This is a genomic window from Cryomorpha ignava, from assembly GCF_010686655.1.
In the GTDB taxonomy this organism is placed as follows: domain Bacteria; phylum Bacteroidota; class Bacteroidia; order Flavobacteriales_D; family Cryomorphaceae; genus Cryomorpha; species Cryomorpha ignava.
On the sequence record NZ_JAAGVY010000096.1, the window covers coordinates 1 to 3,976 of the forward strand.

Genomic DNA, 3,976 nt, shown 5'->3' on the forward strand with positions numbered 1-3,976 from the left:
TTGCTGAAATAAATACAACATCAGCCTATCCGAACCCTGCTAATTCTTACGTTACTATTAAATTTAATTTCTTAAAAGCAGAGGAAAAGTCTGTACTTCATGTCTATGACAATCTTGGAAAACAAGTCCTTTCAAGGAACGTTGGGAAATTATATGATGGACAAGAATTAATTGACACCCGAAAACTGACCAATGGACTGTATTTATATCAATGGGTTCAAAATGGTAAAAAAGTGAGCGATGGAAAATTTATAGTAACTCACTAAAAACATGAAAAAATTTGTTTTCATACTCATACTAATAATCACTTGTGCAGGCAGAATGCCCGCACAAGTGATTATTTATACAATCGACCCAAGTTTTAATTCCGAGTTAACACTTACAAGAGGTGGTGTATCTGATATTATCCACACTTCTACGAATAAATATCTTGTTATGGGAAACTATTTTCAAGCATCACCTCAGGCTGGTGTTTTTTTTACCGAAAGTGGTCAGTATATCTATAACTTTCTAGAAATTAGCGGATATTATGTGCAAGAATATCGAGGGCGTTATTTGAAATTTGGAAATCATCTCGGAATCACCGGTGAAGCAATGACTCCATATTCAGATTTCAAATTTGAATTTCAAAAACAGCTTTATAGTGGACCACTTGCCAACATAGCTTTAGACGTTTTGATTTTAGAAAATGATAACATCCTTGTTGCGGGTCGCTTTTTTACAGATAGCACCTTGATGAATACGAATATAGAAAGTCAGGGGCTGCGTCAGTTATGCTTAATTGATTCTTTGGGAATACCGGTGCCCGGTTTTCCAATGGTGCATTGCACACAGCCAATTGATGCAGCTATCCACAGAATAGATAGCTTAAGTGATGGCTCGTATATTATTTCAGGTCAATTTACGGAAGTAAATGGATATATGTATAATAATATAGCCAAGCTTAATCCAGATTTTTCTTTAGATACAACGTTTTATAATATACTTACACCCTCAAGCGCTGTTGGAATCAGGTTAGTTGATAGTCAAGATAGAATTTGGGTAGGTGGTGGCCCCAATGTGGCTCTTCAATCAAACCCTGATGAACCCATACGATATGCACGGCTGCTTAGCAATGGTGAACTGGACTCTTCATTTAGTAGACCAATCTTGCAAACTTTGGTAGGCTCAAACGATGACATTCTTGCTATTAGGTCTCCATACGTGGTAGTTGAAGATACCGATGGCACCTTTATATTTGGTGGTAATTTTGTTTACGTAAATGGTAACTACCATAAATGCCTCGTAAAAGTACAAGATGATGGCACTGTAGTAGAAAATGCTTTTTCAAACCTGGGTGCCGATGGTGCTTCATGGCCGGGTTATGAACCCGTTTCCGGAGCCGTTGCCGGTACTGACATCAAGAAGATCTTAAAATTACCTGATGGTAACTTGTTGATTGGTGGCGAGTTTTCTTCTTTTGGTGGCGAGCCCTATAGCTGCCTGGTACGGTTGCAGCCTTCCGGATTTGTGGGGGTAGATGAAAAAGAAGGGCGTGGTAAACTTAAGGTTTATCCTAATCCGGCAAGAGAATTTATAACGATTCAGCTTCCGGATAAAAATCAAAGGCTTACTCAAGTACAATTGTATGATTTAAACGGGCGGCTTGTTCAAGAAGTTAACATAGTTGACGCTAGTGGCAAAATTGATTTAATAAACCTTCCACAAGGTATGTATGTGGTAAAAGCAATAAGCGAAAAGCAGGTTTTTACGGGTAAGGTTTTGGTTGAGTAAAAGTGTGGTAAATAATTTTTAATTTAAACAGCTAGGAGATGAGGAATGTGATGTATGAAACGAAAAAGATGGAGTTGGCTGCCCAAAACTTGCTGTGTTTTCATTATAATATTTGTTATGATGCCATTGGAAGTCCAAAAAGTATTGCAACACCTCAAAAACCGAAAGCGACTTACAATGAGTTAATTGCTGAAATAAATACAACATCAGCCTATCCGAACCCTGCTAATTCTTACGTTACTATTAAATTTAATTTCTTAAAAGCAGAGGAAAAGTCTGTACTTCATGTCTATGACAATCTTGGAAAACAAGTCCTTTCAAGGAACGTTGGGAAATTATATGATGGACAAGAATTGATTGACACCCGAAAACTGACCAATGGACTGTATTTATATCAATGGGTTCAAAATGGTAAAAAAGTGAGCGATGGAAAATTTATAGTAACTCACTAAAAACATGAAAAAATTTGTTTTCATACTCATACTAATAATCACTTGTGCAGGCAGAATGCCCGCACAGGTGATTAATTATACAATTGATCCAAGCTTTAATTCAGGGTTAACACTTACAAGAGGTGGCGTATCAGATATTATTCACACTTCTACGAATAGATATCTTGTTATGGGAAACTATCTTCAATCATATCCTCAGGCTGGTGTTTTTTTTGAGCAAAATGGCCAACTGAATGAGGATTTCAGTCAAGTAGGGGGGTCTTATGCAGCTGAATATAAGGATAGGTATATTCAATTCGGTTTTGGTCTGCGTCAATTTACAGAGGATTATATCCTTTATTCAGATTTCAAATTTGAATTTCAAAAACAGCTTTACAATGGGCCACTATCGAATATCGCCTTAGACGTTTTGATTTTAGAAAATGACAATATTCTGGTTGCAGGTCGCTTTTTTACAGATAGCACCTTGATGAATACGAATATAGAAAGTCAGGGGCTGCGTCAGTTATGCCTAATTGATTCTTTGGGCAAACCTGTGCCCGGTTTCCCGATGGTGCATTGCACACAGCCTATTGATGCGCACATAGTCAGGCTTGATAGTTTAAGTGACGGCTCATATATTATTTCAGGTCAATTTACAGAGGTAAACGGATATGCATATAATAATATCGCCAAGCTTAACTCTGACTTTACCGTAGATACAACGTTTCAATCTCCGTTTAATCCTGCGGGCATAGCTGGTGTCAACCTTATTGATGATCTGGATAGAATTTGGCTAACAGCAATAGAGGGCAGTACGTTCATTAATCAAGAAGATGTCTCTGTCTCTCTTGCCAGATTATTGCCCAATGGTTCAGTTGATACCACTTTTCAAATTCCTACAATTCTTCTTGACTATGAAGATTATCATGCTAACAGTTATGCAACTGTTATTAAAGATACCGATGATACCTTTATAATCCATGGATATATTACATCATACAATGGCTATGATGTAAACAAAATTGCTAAAATTCAGGATAATGGCGACCTTATTATTGGAGCTTTTTCTGATTTGGGAGCAGACGCCGCAATTTGGGGCAATTATTCTGCTTTATTTGGACCTACAGTATCAGTAGTTAAAAAATTACCAGATGGAAAATTGATAATTGGCGGGAATTTCTCTTCCTTCGGTGGTGAGCCCTATAGCTGCCTGGTGCGGCTGCAACCTTCCGGTTTTGTGGGGGTGGATGAAAAGGCAGGGCGCGGCAAACTGGAGGTTTATCCCAACCCCGCGAGAGAATCTATACAAATTCGTTTGCCTGATAAAAATCAGAGACTTACACGCGTACAGATATATGATTTAAACGGGCGGCTTGTTCAAGAAGTTAACATAGTTGACGCAAGTGGCACAATTGATTTAATAAACCTTCCACAAGGTATGTATGTGGTAAAAGCAATAAGCGAAAAGCAGGTTTTGACGGGTAAGGTTTTGGTGGAGTAGAAAGGTGGTAAGGCGTCGTACCATTCGGTTTTTATCAGGAAGATTATAACATTTGACCGAATTTGAGATATCGAGAATCCTTTCCTTTCGAGTAAATTACTAAAGTTTCGCAGGAGCTATTGTGTTGATAATTAACATTGAAAAGTTAAAAAGTGCAGCATTTTTATTACTTTAAGATTCTGAAAAACAGTATCTTAAAGGCGTAATTCCAAATACGTAAAAATGCTGCAATCCAAAGATATTAAAAATTTGTCAGAGCTGACTACTT

Annotated in this window: 4 protein-coding genes; all 4 read left to right on the forward strand. The window is 37.6% G+C overall.

The features are described 5' to 3' along the window. The coding region (locus G3O08_RS20385; protein ID WP_163287296.1) for a T9SS type A sorting domain-containing protein at positions 1-266 on the forward strand (266 nt) is incomplete at its 5' end. Positions 267-270: 4 nt separating this feature from the next. After that, on the forward strand, positions 271-1,773 hold the full coding sequence (locus G3O08_RS20390; protein ID WP_163287297.1) for a T9SS type A sorting domain-containing protein: 1,503 nt from the start codon (positions 271-273) through the stop codon (positions 1,771-1,773). A 68-nt stretch (positions 1,774-1,841) separates the two neighbouring features. Beyond that, complete coding sequence (locus G3O08_RS20395; RefSeq protein ID WP_163287298.1) at positions 1,842-2,225, forward strand: T9SS type A sorting domain-containing protein; 384 nt, start codon at positions 1,842-1,844, stop codon at positions 2,223-2,225. A 4-nt stretch (positions 2,226-2,229) separates the two neighbouring features. Beyond that, positions 2,230-3,708 (forward strand): T9SS type A sorting domain-containing protein, encoded by a 1,479-nt coding sequence (locus tag G3O08_RS20400; protein ID WP_163287299.1) that lies wholly within the window; start codon positions 2,230-2,232, stop codon positions 3,706-3,708. Positions 3,709-3,976: the final 268 nt, after the last annotated feature.